Raw genomic sequence first — 14902 nt, 5'->3', positions numbered from 1 at the left:
GGTGCTGGCTGGCATCTTCTGGCACCGTCAAGCAAACTTTTTTCATGGTATTTTGAATGGTACTATCTGGCTTCGATGCCATGATTAGGTCCGATACCATGTAAAGACGCCGCAGGCTGGCATGGTATTGAAGTCGCGGAAAGTATTGTTTTATATAAACAAATATCTTTCTTGGTGGGCTATTTTTAGCATGGTATCAGCAACCGATTGGGGGCGAAAACATGCTGACTGATACCAAGCTGCGCAACCTGAAGCAGCAGGACAAGCTCTACAAGGTGAACGACCGCGATGGCCTCTATGTGGCCGTCACACCAGCGGGCGCGATCTCTTTTCGCTACAACTACTCAATCAACGGCCGGCAAGAGACCATCACCTTCGGACGCTATGGCGTTGGGGGTATCACCCTGGCGGAGGCTCGCGAGCAGTTGGCAGACGCCAAGAAGATGATCGCCAACGGCAAGTCGCCGGCGAAGGAAAAGGCGCGGGACAAGGCCCGGGTCAAGGACGCAGAAACTTTCGACGCGTGGGCAGAGAAATGGCTGCGGGGCTACCAGATGGCTGATTCCACCCGAGACATGCGCCGGGCGGTCTATGAGCGTGAGCTGAAGCCGAAATTCGGCAACCAGAAGCTGATTGAAATCACCCACGAAGACCTGCGGGCGCTGACCGATGCCATCGTGGAACGAGGCGCACCAGCGACGGCCGTCCATTCGCGCGAGGTAGTGCTGCAGGTCTATCGGTGGGCTATCGAGCGTGGCCAGAAGGTAGAGAATCCGGCCGAACTGGTACGTCCGACGACCATCGCCAAGTTCGAACCTCGCGACCGGGCGCTGACGCCCGATGAAATTGCCCTGATGTACCAATACATGGAGCGCATCGGCACTACGCCATCCATTCGGGCTGCAGCCAAGTTGCTGTTGCTGACGATGGTGCGCAAGAGCGAGCTGACCAATGCGACCTGGAGCGAGATCAACTTCAGCGAGGCGTTGTGGACCATCCCCAAGGAGCGGATGAAACGGCGCAACCCCCATCTGGTGTTCCTGTCCCGGCAGGTGCTGGATATATTCATCGCCCTGAAGACATTTGCCGGCGGATCGGACTATGTGCTGCCTTCGCGGTATGACTCAGATTCACCAATGAGCAGCGCGACGCTCAACCAGGTGCTGACGCTAACGTACAGGCTTGCGCAAAAGGAAGGGAAGCCGCTTACGAAGTTTGGACCGCATGACTTGCGACGAACGGCCAGCACGCTATTGCACGAGGCCGGATACAACACGGATTGGATCGAGAAGTGCCTTGCTCACGAACAGCGCGGCGTGCGGGCGGTCTACAACAAGGCAGAGTACCGCGAGCAGCGCACGGCCATGCTGCAAGACTGGGCAAACATGATTGACGAGTGGACCTTGAAACGTTCGAAAGCAGCAAGCAATTGATGATCAGAACTTGGTGCCGAAGAGCGAAGCCAGTTTTAGCCGCTAAAGTGGTTGCAGGAACCTTCGGTTATCGAGCCCTTTTGAGCCGCTAAATCCAGGGAGGGAGTTGCCATGAAATGGACGCAAGAACAGGCTGTAGCCTTTGAATCCGCCTGTGAAATCATTGGGCACCTTATTGGTATAAAGATGGAGCAGATCGAAGCGGAGCTGAATTCTCCCGTTCCCAATCAAGATAGGATCGACGCTCTGCGTGCCGAACGCCGTTCGCTGGCGGCCGAGAGAAATGTACTTCACGTCACAGATACCGAGAAGGTTGGCCGCATCCGTCGTGAATATGGCGCCATGATAAAAGCCTGGGAGTCGTCGCCGACAGCCCCTGCGCAGTAAGCGCTTGATCGCGCCGCGCTGAGGATGTCGGGATGTCGAACCATCTTCGTATTCATCAGCATGTTGATTCGATAGCCCGGTTTATCGAACAGGGGCTGCCGGGACGCATGGCCTGCGTGCCTGACTGTTTACGCGCTTCGATCCATGCTTCGACCTCAGCCAAGTCCCATGCAACGTTTCGGCTGGTCAGAGCAATGCGACGCGGGAATTCTCCCCGCTGCTCCATGTTGAAAATCGTGCGCTCAGAAAGCGGAATCATCGCCAACAACTTCTTGCGATTGATAAGAGTTTTGCTTGTCGTTGCCTGCATTTCTTGGCCTCTTTCAGTCACTTGCAAATATGTGCCTGATGGTGCCTGGTAATGCGGACAGCTTCGACCTATTAATTGGTCACTTTGGTTGACGTCGTGAGCGAGGTTTTTGGCACAAGCGGAACATTGCGGGGATTGATGCTAGAGCTTTTGATACGGCTTGGCGCGTGGTGCCAAGTTTTTGCGCAATGTCCGATTGATTCAGTCCAGACCACTGAAGCATCAGGATCTGCTTTTTGCGGTCGGAGAGCTTCCAGTCCGCCATCAGCCGTGCTTGCTTACGTAGTTCCGCCTTGTCTGCAGGCTGCAGTGTTAGGTTGGAGACATAGTAGAAATAGTAGCTGTCAACGAGCTTGTTGCCCGATTTCACCTGAGGAGTAGCCGGCTTTGCGCACTGCTTGCTGAGTCTGGAAAGCTCAAGATCGAACTGATCCTGAGACCGCAGTGCTTGCCGGTAAGCGGGATTCCACTCGTTACTTTCGAGCTTGGGCCGATGTTCAGAGCAGAACTGATGACTAAGTTGAAATCTTTTGTGTGTCGATGAGTCTTTGGGTTCTTTGGGCTCCACGTCACTCATCTGATTGGGTGTCTCAATGAAGACCGAAAACTCTGTCAGATTCCCGCAGAAGCGGCAAAAGCCGTGCCTCCGCTGGGCATTCAGGCTGACGCCTTTGTTGGGGGCTTTCGATGTCTTGGGGCGTTTGCAGGCACAGTCCCATACCAGTTCAATCAGTGATTCAAGCGTTGCGATAAATTGCTGATCTATCGCGGATTGCTGATCCTTGGTGAGAAGGAACGAGCGTAAGCGAACACATTCAAAAATGTCATCCAGTTCTACGCTGATAGCCTGACACATTGCGATAATGTTCTCAGCTAGTCTTACCATGTCTTTTGGGAGCCATTCGCCGTCCCACGTGCGTCTAAGCCAATCAATAACAGCCTTCAGCTTCCGAATCTTCTCATCAGTAACCGCCAACAAAGAAGACTCCGCCATCGCATCCACGCGCTCAACAGAGATTTCGGCGTGCTCCAGCATTGCTTTAATCTGGTATGCCACGCGAGCGCGCCCCCAATCTACATTTTGTCCTTTGTAAACCAGATCATGTGTAGCAATACTCCACGCATGCTGCAGAAACGTTTTGATCTGAATCTCGAAAATCAGGTCGTCAAGGGGAGTTGGAGGCAACTGGTCGCTTGCTTTGAGTTTTACGTATAGACGCAGATCGTCAAAGCAAAACTCGTCTGGAGACTTGTGTGTCTTCCCTTCCTCAGGAGGGCGGCGGCTCACTAAGTCGCAGATCTCTTCGACGACCTTTAGTGCCTCTGAAATAGAGCTTCTGTTCTCGACAACAAGAGTGCAGGCGAAAAAATCTTCCATCGCCCTTGGATCGGCGACCCTTCCGTATTTTCTTTGCTGACGATCCTGAATTGAGTCAAAAAATTACGTCGTTGCCTGGTGCGCGTGCTGAAAAATTTGTCTTTATCAAAATGTCACAGGAGTCTATCTAAAAAATATGGGGCTGAACCGCACTATAGAAGCCTAGGCTCATGCGCTTGCTAATCCCATCCAGCCGCCTAGCGTGGCTGCCCGAAGATACTCGTTTGGCGCATGAGTATTGCTTCTTCCTCCACGACGAAATCGCGCGCATGCTCGTCGAGTATGAGGGGGCCGACGCCCATAAGGTCAAGTTCAAGTTTTCAAGCGATAGAGAGCGCAAGAGGTTTGAAGCGCTTGCGAAGACAAACGAACCGTTGTCTGTCTTGAAGGCCTTGGGACGACATTCAGAGGCGCGTCGCGTAGTGCTGAGCACGATTACGATGGCCATGGTTTCCGATTGCGCGCACCACATTTACGAGGCTCTCCGGTGCTTCGAAAAGGCAAAGGTAATCCCCGGCTTCAATTTGCTGCGCAAGCCGCTGCTTGACAACTTGATGTACTTCACTTGGATGGTGGCCGACGAGGATGGATTTCACGCGGCGTTTATGTCTGGTGACCCAGCGAAAATCACCCAAAAGGTACTTGGCAACCGCCGTCGCGAGCTTATACAAGCAGCCATAGAGCAAATTGGACTATCTGATTTGGTGCGGACAGATGACCTTCATTCAATGGTTTTTGATGTCAATAATCCAGATGGGCTATATGGATTGTTTCAGCATGCCGTCCATCTGGTGACTGTAGATCGGATTGAGATTAAGACCTCGCCGGAGAATTTCAATTTCATATTCAAACGTCCTGCAGATCCAGAGATCTACAGAATGCTGTACGCGTCACTTCCAACTGCGCTGCTTTACTTGACGTTCCTAGTAATGACGCTTTATCAGCGTATCCATCCTATGGAAAAGGGTACGCGATCTGCGCTCGCATTTCGAGCCATCAATGGGTATCGTTTGCTCTTGGGAGAACAGGCCTCGCTGGCCGTAGCAAACGCCATCGGCAAAGCTCTTTCACCACTTATTCAATGTGCTGACTGCAAGACGCGTCTGAAGGTTACGGTGAGAAATGCCGCGAAGCTTCTTCTTGCTGATTGCTTCCAGTGCACTAAGTGTCGCCGCAAACAACTATTCCCGTTCTCATGGATGTTCTGAACACTCCACGAACGATGCACTTGAAGTGGCCGTTGCGGGCAACGCGCGGACCGTATGGTTTTGAAAGGCAGTGGGCATGTTAGAGCCTGCTGATATCATCTCAGCCTATCGAGGAACCAAATCTTTCGACGTCGAGAGAGTGGCAGCAGCGATCACGGCTGATTGCGGGTGATGTTTTGTCTGGTGTTCGCTGGGCTTCAAGCGAGGAGGGGGCTTGTTTTGGGAACGAAGAAAAATATTTTTGAACATGGTTCTTTTCATGGCATCGAAGGCGATGCATTTTTTAAGTCATTGGCGAACAAGGTTTTTTTTAGTTCGTTGATGACTGAGTGGGAATAAGGCGCGGCGTCCATGCCTGCTTTCTCGCGCCTGATGGCTAGGTTTCTGCCCGGCGCGCTACTCGGGTTGGCGCAACGCCTGCGTTTCCCTCAATTGTTCTTGCTGACACTTGGGCTGTTTCTGCTGGATTTGTTGTTGCCGGATTTCATTCCCTTTCTGGATGAGATCCTGCTGGGCATGTTGACCCTGATGCTCGCCGTATGGAAGCAGCGTAAGGAGCCTAAATGAGTGAGCGAGACGAATACTTCATGCGTGAAGCGCTGGCCTTGGCGCGTGAAGCTGGCGCGCTGGACGAGGTGCCTGTTGGTGCGCTCGTGGTGCTGGACGGTCAGATCGTTGGACGGGGCTTCAATCATCCGATTGGTCGGCATGATCCGACCGCGCACGCTGAGGTCATGGCGCTGCGTGATGCGGCGAAGAATCTTGGCAACTATCGATTACCCGGCTGCGAGTTGTACGTTACGCTGGAACCTTGTGCAATGTGCAGCGGTGCTATTTTTCATGCCCGGATTGCCCGGGTGGTGTATGGCGCGAAGGATCCGAAAACCGGCGTGGCCGGCAGCGTATTTGATCTCTATGCGGAGAATCGCCTTAATCATCACGCGAGCATAGAGGGCGGCGTGCTGGCAGAGGAGTGTGGGCAGATGCTCTCGGCCTTTTTCGCGGCTAAACGCCAGCGCGTGATGACGGCCTGAGGGCAGAGGGCGTGGATCTTCGCGTCAGTATCAAAACCCAGAGCATGACTTTGTATGATGCGGCAGGAGCCACCATCCGCCGCTATGCCATCTCGACGGCCGCGCTTGGCGTTGGCGAGAAGGCCGGGAGTTATCAGACTCCACGCGGGCAGCACCTTGTTCGCGCCAAGATTGGTGGAGGGCAGCCGCAAGATGCGGTTTTCAAGGGGCGTCGCCCGACCGGAGAAGTCTGGACGCCACGGCTTCATGCTCAATTTCCTGAGCGGGATTGGATCCTGAGCCGGATTATGTGGCTGTCCGGTACCGAAGTTGGCTGCAATCGGCTGGGGAGCGTCGATAGCATGCGCCGCTACATCTACATTCACGGTACGCCAGACAGTGAGCCGATGGGCGTGCCCGTCTCGCATGGTTGTATCCGCATGCGCAACCGGGATGTTATCGAGCTCTTCGATTTAGTCCCGGTCGGTACGCTGGTGCTAATCGAGGCCTAGTCGATCGAGTAGGGCAGGGGGGCCAGACTCAGGAGCGGGCCGTCTGGTGCGCCAAGGTGTACTTCGCCAGCTTCGAAGGCCGAGATCTGCATCACGGCCAGCAGATCCACGCCTGCAACAGGCGAGGGTTCCAGCGCGACCAGCTTGCCGCATGATTGTGCACCGAACTCCGGCGCATACAGATCGCTGCCGATGTCCGCATCGTCGGCTGCGGCGAGATGCGCGCGATACATGCGTTTCTTCAACTTGCCGAGGTATTGCGTGCGCGCAACGATTTCCTGCCCGGGGTAACAGCCCTTCTGGAAGTTCACCCCGCCGAGCAATTCGAAGTTGAGCATCTGGGCCACGAATTCGTCTTGTGTCTTTGATGTTATCAGTGGCAGGCCGGCCTGAATGTCCAGCCAGCGCCAGGCCGCAGTGCCGGCTGGTTTGGCGCCGGCGCCGGTCAATGCTTGCCAGAGCTTTTCAACGTTTTGTGCTGGGCAATCAATGATGTAGCGTGATCCGTCGAGGTGGATCACGCGCGCCTCTCCCTGTGAAACATCCAGCGCGTTACTGGGTTCAGCAAGCCCCGCCGCCGCAAGTGCGGCGCCGGCTCCAGTGCCTGCCAGCCCCAGCAGGACGCGCTCGCTGCTGGCGTCCGCAAGTTTCACCTTGGTGCGGAGTACGTACATCGACAGCTTCTTCAGGATGCTGGCGTGCAGGTCTGCAGACAGGGCCAGCAGATAGCCATCGGTGCTGTGCCAGGCAATGAAGCTTGCCAGCATGCGGCCTTTGGGGCTGTTCAGGCTGTTGTGCTGAGCACGTCCAGGCGGGAGTTTCTTGACATCATTCGAGCCGAGGTTGTGCAGGAAGCTGGCGGCTTCTTCGCCGGTAGCCGAAATCAGGCCAAGGTGGCTCAGTGGCGTGAGAACCGTATCGTTGGCAGCGAGCGCTGTTTCGTCACGAGCGGGGAGAAAGCTTACGTACGCCGCGTCGAAGGTGGCGCCTTGGGTCTGCAGAAATGCTTGCAAGTCTGAGGTCATGGTATTTGTCCGGAGGGGGCTGTCTGGGGGTTTCCGTTATTATACGAGGCCGCCGGGCCCGCCCGGCTTCAAGCCCTTCGTATTGTCGATGCTGCGCATTCTTGTCCGTTTCCTGAAGCTGTGTGTATTGCTGAGCGTTCTGCTGCTTGCGACTGGTGCGTGGTTCGGTAGTCAGCCACTGACCATGCGGAGCAACGCCGTGGATTTCGAGATTGTGCGTGGTGATTCCATGAAGCAAGTTTCGCGCACGGTAGCTGATGCAGGCATTAATGTCTGGCCGCCAGTGCTGACCTGGCTGGCTCGCCTTTCAGGGCACTCCATTCGTATCAAGGCTGGCAGCTATCGTATCGACAAGCCGATTACGGCCTGGGAGCTGGTCCAGTTGATGTCGACGGGCGCCAATGCGTACGCAGATGTCACGATTGTCGAGGGTTGGAGTTTTGCCCGCCTGCGCGCCGTGCTCAATGCTCACCCTGAACTGAAGCATGACTCAGCCCAATTAAGCGATGCAGAGCTCATGCACCGGCTCGATCTCGCCGGTAAGACTCCAGAGGGGCTCTTTGCCCCCGATACCTACAGTTTTTCGCGCGGCGCCAGCGACTTCGACTTGCTGTTGCGCGCTCGCCAGAGGATGGATGGGGTGCTGCGGGACGCTTGGGAAAAGCGAGCGGCGGGGTTGCCTTTTAAGACGCCGTACGAGGCCTTGATCCTGGCCTCTGTGGTCGAAAAAGAAACGGGTCGAGCCGCGGACCGGGCTTTGATAGCGTCGGTATTCATCAATCGCTTGCGCATTGGCATGCCTTTGCAGAGTGACCCTACCGTCATCTATGGCATGGGAGCTAGCTTCGATGGCAATCTTCGCCGGCGTGATTTGCAGGCCGATACTCCGTACAACTCCTATACACGCGTCGGCTTGCCACCTACTCCCATAGCATTGCCGGGACAGGCTGCCTTGCAGGCTACCTTGAATCCCGCTCCCAGCAATTATCTTTACTTCGTGGCACGGGGTGATGGCAGCAGCGAGTTCTCACGTACGCTGGATGAACATAACCGCGCTGTGGCGCGCTACCAGAGAGCAGGCAGGAAATCATGACAATGCGTGGCCGTTTCATCACCTTTGAGGGTATTGATGGTGCTGGGAAGAGTACCCAGATTGCAGCCACCATAGACTGGGTGCATTCGCACGCTTACGAGGTCGTGCAATCGCGAGAGCCTGGTGGTACGCCGCTTGGGGAACAATTGCGCGAACTTCTGCTACACGAATCCATGCATCTCGAAACCGAGGCTTTACTGATGTTTGCGGCGCGTCGCGAGCACTTGGCGCAACTTATCGAGCCAGCTTTGAAGCGAGGGACTTGGGTTGTATGCGATCGTTTCAGCGACGCGACTTTTGCCTATCAGAGTGGTGGCCGGGGGCTGCCCGCGGAAAAGTTTTCGGAGCTGGAGGCGTGGGTGCATCCTGGGCTTCAGCCGGATCTGACTTTCCTGTTTGATCTACCGCCTGAAATCGCGGCACAGCGTTTGGTCAGTGGTCGGGCGCATGCAGACCGCTTTGAACTCGAGCAAAGAGACTTTTTCGAGCGAGTGCGCAATGCGTATCTCTTGCGCGCAGAGCAAAGTGGCGGGCGGATTGTCGTGATCAATTCAGCGCGTAGACCAGAGCTTGTTTGTGCGGATGTGCTGGCCCATCTGGAGGAGCGTTTCGCATGAGTCTTGAAGCTTTGCCGGAATGGTTGCAGCCCTTATGGCGTGATCTGCGGGCGCGTGAAGGGCGCTTGCCGCATGCCTTGTTGTTTTGTGGCCCATCAGGAAGTGGCAAGCGTTTGTTTGCCGAGCATCTGGCGCGAGCATTGCTGTGTCAGCAGCGGGATGCTCACGGGGGCGCCTGCGGTCAGTGCCCGGATTGCACCTGGATTGCTTCGGGGAATCACCCAGATTTTTTTACCCTGATTCCAGCTGCTGACGAAGCCGTGGTTGATGATGAAGGGGAGGGCGGTGATGGGGGGAAGAAGGAAAAGGCGAAATCCACCCAGATCGTCATTGACCAGGTGCGCGGCCTTCAGGCTTCGCTTGAAGTGGGGGCGGGCGGGCATGCAGGGGGGCGCCGGATTGTCATTGTCGATCCGGCTGAGGCCATGAATACGGCTGCTGCTAATGCCCTATTGAAGTCGCTCGAAGAGCCGAACGGCTTGGCTATGTATTTGATGCTTAGTCATGCGCCTCGTCGTTTGTTGCCGACGATCCGCAGTCGTTGCCAAGTGATCGACTTTCCGCGCCCGGATGCCGCTGAGGCCGTGGAATGGATGAAGCGTGCCGGCATTGTCAATCCAGCGCTGCTCGGGTTTGCCAGTGGTCTGCCATTGGCTGCTAGAGAACTCGCAGCAGGACCGCTGCAGGTGTCTCGCCAGCAACTTGCAGCCGACTTGTCCAATCTGCGTGTGCGCGATCCTTTGCGCCTGGCTGCAGACTGGGAAGCGCGCTTGAAGGCCAAAGGGGCTGCCGAGGCTGGCTTCACGACGAGTGTTTTGTTGTCCTGGCTGCAGCGCTGGCTCAGTGATGGGGTGCGGGTGGCTCAGGGTTTGTCGCCTCGCTTTTTTGCCGATCATGCTGCTGAATTGCAGCAATTGGCGCGCGGCAATGGGGATGCATGGCTGCACTGCTATCGGGAGATGAACGCCCATCGTCCGTTGGCGCAACACCCGCTTAATCAACGCTTGTTTCTTGAGGAAATTGCTCTAAATCTGTACCGGCGCTTATTGACCCGCTGAATCCAGTCCTGGATAGAGCTAGCTCATTTCCGCGGCTTACGCGGCGCTGCGGCTTGACCATCAATGAGGGGGCTTGTTATAAAACCGGTTCTGGCAAAGGTTTGCCGCCGGAGTGAGGTATCGTACCGGCGATTGATGGAATGACTATCGCAGTTTCAACGCTCAAACATCGAGGGGGTTGTTGTGAACAAATCCGAATTGGTAGAAGTCATCGCGAAGCAGGCAGATATTTCGAAGGCGGCCGCTGGGCGGGCTCTGGATGCCACCATCGCAGCCATCAAGCAATCTCTGAAGAAGAACAATGATGTCACGCTCGTCGGCTTCGGGACCTTTTCTGTCGGCAAACGCGCTGCTAGAACAGGCCGTAACCCCCGTACTGGCGCCGCGATCAAGATCAAAGCAGCAAAAGTTCCTAAATTTCGCCCTGGCAAAGCATTGAAAGATGCTTTAAACTGATTGGCTTAGCGAGCGCTGGTAGCGCTTCGGTTGGGGGCGCTTAGCTCAGTTGGTAGAGCGCCTCCCTTACAAGGAGGATGTCGGCGGTTCGAGCCCGTCAGCGCCCACCAAGTATCCGGTGCTTGCTGTGTTTCAGGTTTTCGCGGAGTGGTAGTTCAGTCGGTTAGAATACCGGCCTGTCACGCCGGGGGTCGCGGGTTCGAGTCCCGTCCACTCCGCCAGATTCAAGACAAAGGCGAACCACGGTTCGCCTTTGTCATATGTGCCGGTCTTCATCCTGCAACTTCTTACTGGTCGCTCATCAATCATGTTTGACGCCGTTCGTAATAATCCAAAAATTGTCCAGCTCTTTCTGGCGCTGATTACGCTGCCCTTTGCCTTCTTCGGCGTTGATGCTTATTTCCGCAATGGCGGCCCGGGTGCCGATGCGGTCGCAAAGGTGGGCAAGGTGGAAATTTCGAGCTACCAGTTGGATCAAGCTGTGCGTGATCAGGAGAACTCCTTGCGCGAGCAGCTGGGTGGAGCGTTTGACAAGGCCTACGTAGAAAGCCCTGCATTCAAGACAGCAGTTCTTGACCGCCTGATCAACGAGACGGCGCTCAAGGGCAGCATCGCTGATAGCCGTTTGGTGGTCAGCGCGGAAGCCGTGCAGAGCTACATCAAGAGCGAGCGCGAGTTTCAGGAAAACGGCCAGTTCTCCTTCCCCATGTATGAAGCCAGGGTGCGTGCAATGGGTCTAACGCCAGCCGCCTTTGAGCAGCGAGTACGGGAAGGGATGGCGCAGCAACAGCTCATGCTTCCGATTGCATACAGTGCATTTGCGCCTGCGCCCAGTGTGCAATACTTCCTGGCGCTTGAAGCAGAAGAGCGCAGCGTGGCTGAGCTGGTATTCGATGCTGCGGGTTACGCTAGCAAGGTCAAGTTGACTGATGATGCAGCGCGCAAGTACTACGATGCTAACCAGGCGCGCTTCCAAACACCGGAGCAGGTGAGGCTTGAGTACATTCAGCTGAGTCTCGAAAGCATTACGCGTAATCTGAATGTTACTGAGGCGGACGCCCGCAAGTGGTACGACGAAAACCAGAAGGTATTTGAGGGTTCGGAAGAGCGCCGAGCCAGCCATATCCTGGTTCAGGTGCCTGCTGATGCAAAGCCTGAGGTTCGGGCTGCCGCACGCAAGAAAGCGGAAGACATTCTGGCTCAAGTGAAATCGATGCCGGCCAAGTTTGCTGAGCTTGCCAAGAGTGCTTCAGATGATCCTGGATCCGCCGAAAAGGGTGGCGATCTGGGCTTTTTCGGTCGCGGCGCAATGGTCAAGCCTTTCGAGGATGCCGCCTTTGCTTTGAAGCAGCGTGAGATTTCGGGCCTGGTGGAAACTGAGTTTGGCTATCACATCATCCAACTGACAGATAGTCGTGGCGGCAAAGCCAAGGGTTATGACGAAGTCAAGGCTGATGCCATGGCCGGGGCGCGTAAGCAGATGGGTAATCAGCGCTTTGCAGAGTTGGCAGACCAGTTCGGGAACATGGTTTATGAGCAGCCGGATGCGTTGAAGCCGGTGGCGGACAAGTTCTCTTTGCCGCTGGTTCAGACCGATTGGCTGGCGCGTGAGGCGTTGCCTCCGCTGCTTCGTAACGCCAAACTTCAGGCGGCTTTGTTTTCGGCTGACTCCCTGCAGAATCGGCGCAATACCGAAGCGGTTGATCTGGGGAATGGGGTGGTCATTTCTGCCCGCATTCTGGATCATAAGCCGGTTGCGACACGTAGTTTTGATGAAGTGAAGTCGCGGGCCGAAGAGTTGGCGCGTGCCGAAGAGGCTTCCAGGCTTGCTTTGGCTGACGGCGAGGTTGCTCTCAAGAAACTGCAGGCTGGCGAAGTCGTATCAGGAGGATGGAAGTCAGCAAAGAGCGTAAAGCGTGGAAGCCCGGAGTTGAGCGCCGATTCACGCAAAGCTATTTTTGCGGTTTCGACTGACAAACTTCCGGCTTACGCAGGCAGTGCTCATGGCGACGCCTACTCGGTGTACCGTATCGAGAAGGTGAATAAGGGTGCGGAAGTTGCTTCGGCTGAGTTGGTGGAGGCGCGGCGTCAGTTTGCATTGACTTTGGGCCAGGAAGACTTGCGTGCCTACATTGCCGGTATCCGCAATCGCCAAGGAGTGCAAGTGAAGACTCGTGAAGCAACGAAGGCAGACTGACCAAGTTTTGTCTATGAAAAAGCCCGCGCATAAGCGCGGGCTTTTTCATTTCTGGTGCCTGATGATCAGAGTTCTAAGCGCCTGATGGTGAGTGTGAGGTGCTAAACACGGATTGCACAAAAATGTACTTGATTTTTTATACAGTACTGTATAAAAATACATTTGTGCACAGGAGCCAAACATGAATAGCGAACTTACCCGACGCCAGCAGGACATTCTGGATTTTATCCGCGGGAAAATTGTTGAGAGCGGTATTCCTCCTACCCGTGTTGAAATTTCCGCAGCTTTTGGCTTTGCGTCGCCGAATGCTGCTGAGAGCCATTTGCGTGCATTGGCGCAAAAAGGAGCTATCAGGCTGGAGTCGGGCTCTGCACGTGGTATCCGCCTGCTGCAGGAGGCGATTGAGCAGGAGCAGGAGAAAGGCTTGCCTCTGATTGGTCGTGTCGCGGCCGGCTCCCCCATTCTGGCTCAGGAGCATATCCAGCGTCACTTGCCGGTTGATCCCGGCATGTTCTCTCCAAGAGCTGACTACCTATTGCAGGTGCGCGGACTCTCCATGATTAATGCGGGCATTCTGGAAGGAGATTTACTTGCTGTTCATCGCTGCAGTGAAGCGCGAGATGGTCAGATTGTTGTGGCTCGGGTAGAGGATGACGTGACGGTGAAGCGATTGCAGCGTCGCCCGCACGGCATTGTCGAGTTGATTGCAGAAAACCAGGATTTTCAACCAATCGTGATCAATACCAAGGACCAAGCACTGATTATTGAAGGGCTTGCTGTTGGTTTGATTCGCGATGGATTTACGCGTCTTTAAGAGTTTTTGTCCTTTCTGGGTGTTCCACTATTTCAGGAAATCAAGGAGTTGTAGCAAATGAAGTCGTCACACAACTATTCAGTCGTTGCTCACAGTCCTTTGCTGGCACAGGCTCAAGCATGCAAGCCCATCGCAGGGGAGGCTGCATTGGCCGTACGGATGTCAATCAAGCCGATGGCGATTCTTGACGTGGTACGCCGACGTGGCCGCAGCTGGGGCCTTCTCGCGCAATACGAAGAGGGGCGTCTGGGTCTGTCTCGCTGAAATCAAGCTTCTATGCGCAGCCCAAGTGACTGGAGCTGTGCAAAAATTTCCGGGTGTAAGGGGACGCCAGCAATCAGATTGTGCTTGCGCTCCTGCCAGCCGCGCTCGCCCGGCCATGTGAATGGGCGGGCGGCCTCACCAAGGTAGCTTAGATAGCTGTCTACTCGCACATGCAGGGTTTCAAGCCCTCCAAATGCATCCGGATTCATTGCGATGAAGAGCTTGCAGGAGTTCGGATCGAGGCCGCTGCGATCCTTTTCCACAATTTCATGGCCGAAAGCTCCGCCAGCCAGTGCAGCGGTCATGAGTTCCATTATCAGCGCCAGACCTGCACCTTTATGGCCGCCAAACGGTAACACTGCTCCGCTCAGGATCGCTTTCGCGTCCGTGCTGGGCTGTCCATTGGCATCAAGGCCCCACCCTGCTGGTAGCTCCCGTCCTTCTCGTAACCAAGTCCCGACCTTGCCGACAGCGGCTTGGCTCATAGCTATATCCAGTACAAGAGGTTCCGCCCCGTTGCTGCGTGGCAGGGCTATGGCAAGTGGATTGTTGCCAATAATCTTGCCTGTAGCGCCCCAGGCGGCCATGGTCGGCATAGCATTGGTTGTGCATAAACCGATCATGCCGGCTTGTGCGGCGTGGCAGGCGTAAGCATGGGCACGCCCCCAATGAGTGGTATGCATGGCGAGGCATGCGCCAATGCCGAATTCGCGTGCGCGCTCAACTGCCTGATCCATTGCTCTGATTGAAACGCTGCGGCCGGGGCCGTTATCACCATCCATCATGCAAGTAGCAGCGAAGCCAGTTTTAAGGCGGATCTGCGGTTTGGCAGTAGCGCGCCCGTCTTTCAGCGCGGCGAGCAGTCCAGGCAGCATCCGCACACCATGAGAAGGAACTCCATGCAGGTCCGCTTCGATCATTATTGATGCTTCTTCGGCTGCCATGACGGCTTCCATTCCCGCCCGTTCCAAGACATTTGAGATACGTCTGGCGAGTTGTTGATGATCGATTCGGATTGGCGTGTCCATGGGGGTCCTTTCTGGAAAGTCTGAAGTGTAAATCCCCTCTAAAGTCCTTGTTCCTGGGGCTAGTGCTTACGGATTGCCACGCAGGCTCAAGATTTTTCCTTGGCGGACG

16 protein-coding genes and 2 tRNA genes are annotated in these 14902 nt (G+C 55.5%); 14 read left to right on the top strand and 4 right to left on the bottom strand.

Annotated elements, in window-relative coordinates:
- Positions 1 to 221 precede the first annotated feature (221 nt).
- Both HJ583_RS08470 and HJ583_RS08465 read left to right on the top strand, forming a co-directional pair.
- Positions 222 to 1433, top strand: a complete 1212-nt coding sequence (locus tag HJ583_RS08470; RefSeq protein WP_170021529.1) for a tyrosine-type recombinase/integrase — start codon at positions 222 to 224, stop codon at positions 1431 to 1433.
- A gap of 111 nt (positions 1434 to 1544) precedes the next feature.
- Positions 1545 to 1820, top strand: a complete 276-nt coding sequence (locus HJ583_RS08465) for a hypothetical protein (protein ID WP_170021528.1) — start codon at positions 1545 to 1547, stop codon at positions 1818 to 1820.
- 55 nt (positions 1821 to 1875) lie between these two features.
- On the opposite strand, the gene HJ583_RS08460 is transcribed toward HJ583_RS08465, so the two are convergent.
- Together HJ583_RS08460 and HJ583_RS18955 are read right to left on the bottom strand one after the other, a co-directional pair.
- Positions 1876 to 2130 carry a helix-turn-helix transcriptional regulator gene (locus tag HJ583_RS08460; RefSeq protein ID WP_170021527.1) on the bottom strand — a complete coding sequence of 85 codons (255 nt, stop codon included), beginning with the start codon at positions 2128 to 2130 and terminating at the stop codon, positions 1876 to 1878.
- A gap of 79 nt (positions 2131 to 2209) precedes the next feature.
- Positions 2210 to 3559: a hypothetical protein gene (locus HJ583_RS18955; RefSeq protein ID WP_328824874.1), complete on the bottom strand. Its 1350-nt coding sequence runs from the start codon at positions 3557 to 3559 to the stop codon at positions 2210 to 2212.
- A 119-nt stretch (positions 3560 to 3678) separates the two neighbouring features.
- Here HJ583_RS18955 and HJ583_RS08450 point away from each other — a divergent pair, with 119 nt between their 5' ends.
- From HJ583_RS08450 to HJ583_RS08435, 4 genes are all read left to right on the top strand, one after another.
- A complete protein-coding gene (locus HJ583_RS08450) occupies positions 3679 to 4716 on the top strand; it encodes a hypothetical protein (RefSeq protein ID WP_170021526.1) in 1038 nt (345 codons plus the stop codon).
- 351 nt (positions 4717 to 5067) lie between these two features.
- A complete protein-coding gene (locus tag HJ583_RS08445) occupies positions 5068 to 5283 on the top strand; it encodes a DUF6116 family protein (protein WP_217423354.1) in 216 nt (71 codons plus the stop codon).
- Positions 5280 to 5750, top strand: coding sequence for a tRNA adenosine(34) deaminase TadA (gene tadA, locus HJ583_RS08440; protein WP_170021525.1), 471 nt, complete (start codon positions 5280 to 5282; stop codon positions 5748 to 5750). Before HJ583_RS08445 ends, tadA begins: the two co-directional genes overlap by 4 nt.
- A gap of 11 nt (positions 5751 to 5761) precedes the next feature.
- A complete protein-coding gene (locus HJ583_RS08435) occupies positions 5762 to 6241 on the top strand; it encodes a L,D-transpeptidase family protein (protein ID WP_170021524.1) in 480 nt (159 codons plus the stop codon).
- Here HJ583_RS08435 and ygfZ read toward each other — a convergent pair.
- A complete protein-coding gene (gene ygfZ, locus HJ583_RS08430; protein WP_170021523.1) occupies positions 6238 to 7266 on the bottom strand; it encodes a CAF17-like 4Fe-4S cluster assembly/insertion protein YgfZ in 1029 nt (342 codons plus the stop codon). The two genes, HJ583_RS08435 and ygfZ, sit on opposite strands and share 4 nt — an antisense overlap.
- Before the next feature lie 88 nt (positions 7267 to 7354).
- Between ygfZ and mltG the strand changes: the two genes are divergently transcribed.
- From mltG to lexA, 8 genes are all read left to right on the top strand, one after another.
- Entirely contained in the window at positions 7355 to 8359 is a 1005-nt protein-coding gene (gene mltG, locus HJ583_RS08425; RefSeq protein WP_170021522.1) for an endolytic transglycosylase MltG, read from the top strand.
- 2 nt (positions 8360 to 8361) lie between these two features.
- Entirely contained in the window at positions 8362 to 8976 is a 615-nt protein-coding gene (tmk, locus tag HJ583_RS08420) for a dTMP kinase (protein WP_235943785.1), read from the top strand.
- Entirely contained in the window at positions 8973 to 10034 is a 1062-nt protein-coding gene (gene holB, locus HJ583_RS08415) for a DNA polymerase III subunit delta' (protein WP_170021520.1), read from the top strand. Before tmk ends, holB begins: the two co-directional genes overlap by 4 nt.
- Before the next feature lie 183 nt (positions 10035 to 10217).
- Complete coding sequence (locus HJ583_RS08410; RefSeq protein WP_170021519.1) at positions 10218 to 10490, top strand: HU family DNA-binding protein; 273 nt, start codon at positions 10218 to 10220, stop codon at positions 10488 to 10490.
- 34 nt (positions 10491 to 10524) lie between these two features.
- A tRNA-Val gene (locus HJ583_RS08405) sits at positions 10525 to 10600 on the top strand.
- A gap of 34 nt (positions 10601 to 10634) precedes the next feature.
- Positions 10635 to 10711: transfer RNA gene (locus HJ583_RS08400), tRNA-Asp, on the top strand.
- An 86-nt stretch (positions 10712 to 10797) separates the two neighbouring features.
- Positions 10798 to 12687, top strand: coding sequence for a SurA N-terminal domain-containing protein (locus HJ583_RS08395; RefSeq protein ID WP_170021518.1), 1890 nt, complete (start codon positions 10798 to 10800; stop codon positions 12685 to 12687).
- 181 nt (positions 12688 to 12868) lie between these two features.
- A complete protein-coding gene (gene lexA, locus HJ583_RS08390; protein ID WP_170021517.1) occupies positions 12869 to 13501 on the top strand; it encodes a transcriptional repressor LexA in 633 nt (210 codons plus the stop codon).
- Positions 13502 to 13767: 266 nt separating this feature from the next.
- Here lexA and HJ583_RS08385 read toward each other — a convergent pair whose 3' ends face one another.
- Positions 13768 to 14793, bottom strand: coding sequence for an Ldh family oxidoreductase (locus HJ583_RS08385; protein WP_170021516.1), 1026 nt, complete (start codon positions 14791 to 14793; stop codon positions 13768 to 13770).
- Positions 14794 to 14902 lie beyond the last annotated feature (109 nt).

Origin of the sequence: Uliginosibacterium aquaticum (genome assembly GCF_012972705.2) — a bacterium.
Lineage (GTDB): Bacteria > Pseudomonadota > Gammaproteobacteria > Burkholderiales > Rhodocyclaceae > Uliginosibacterium > Uliginosibacterium aquaticum.
This window is presented reverse-complemented; position numbering and strand designations above follow the sequence as displayed.

Bases quoted from the DNA above. Each gene is read 5' to 3' on its own strand.
- HJ583_RS08470 (WP_170021529.1), top strand. From the start codon at position 222: ATGCTGACTGATACCAAGCTGCGCAACCTGAAGCAGCAGGACAAGCTC.
- HJ583_RS08465 (WP_170021528.1), top strand. From the start codon at position 1,545: ATGAAATGGACGCAAGAACAGGCTGTAGCCTTTGAATCCGCCTGTGAA.
- HJ583_RS08460 (WP_170021527.1), bottom strand. From the start codon at position 2,130: ATGCAGGCAACGACAAGCAAAACTCTTATCAATCGCAAGAAGTTGTTG.
- HJ583_RS08450 (WP_170021526.1), top strand. From the start codon at position 3,679: ATGCGCTTGCTAATCCCATCCAGCCGCCTAGCGTGGCTGCCCGAAGAT.
- HJ583_RS08445 (WP_217423354.1), top strand. From the start codon at position 5,068: ATGCCTGCTTTCTCGCGCCTGATGGCTAGGTTTCTGCCCGGCGCGCTA.
- tadA (WP_170021525.1), top strand. From the start codon at position 5,280: ATGAGTGAGCGAGACGAATACTTCATGCGTGAAGCGCTGGCCTTGGCG.
- ygfZ (WP_170021523.1), bottom strand. From the start codon at position 7,266: ATGACCTCAGACTTGCAAGCATTTCTGCAGACCCAAGGCGCCACCTTC.
- mltG (WP_170021522.1), top strand. From the start codon at position 7,355: ATGCTGCGCATTCTTGTCCGTTTCCTGAAGCTGTGTGTATTGCTGAGC.
- tmk (WP_235943785.1), top strand. From the start codon at position 8,362: ATGCGTGGCCGTTTCATCACCTTTGAGGGTATTGATGGTGCTGGGAAG.
- holB (WP_170021520.1), top strand. From the start codon at position 8,973: ATGAGTCTTGAAGCTTTGCCGGAATGGTTGCAGCCCTTATGGCGTGAT.
- HJ583_RS08395 (WP_170021518.1), top strand. From the start codon at position 10,798: ATGTTTGACGCCGTTCGTAATAATCCAAAAATTGTCCAGCTCTTTCTG.
- lexA (WP_170021517.1), top strand. From the start codon at position 12,869: ATGAATAGCGAACTTACCCGACGCCAGCAGGACATTCTGGATTTTATC.
- HJ583_RS08385 (WP_170021516.1), bottom strand. From the start codon at position 14,793: ATGGACACGCCAATCCGAATCGATCATCAACAACTCGCCAGACGTATC.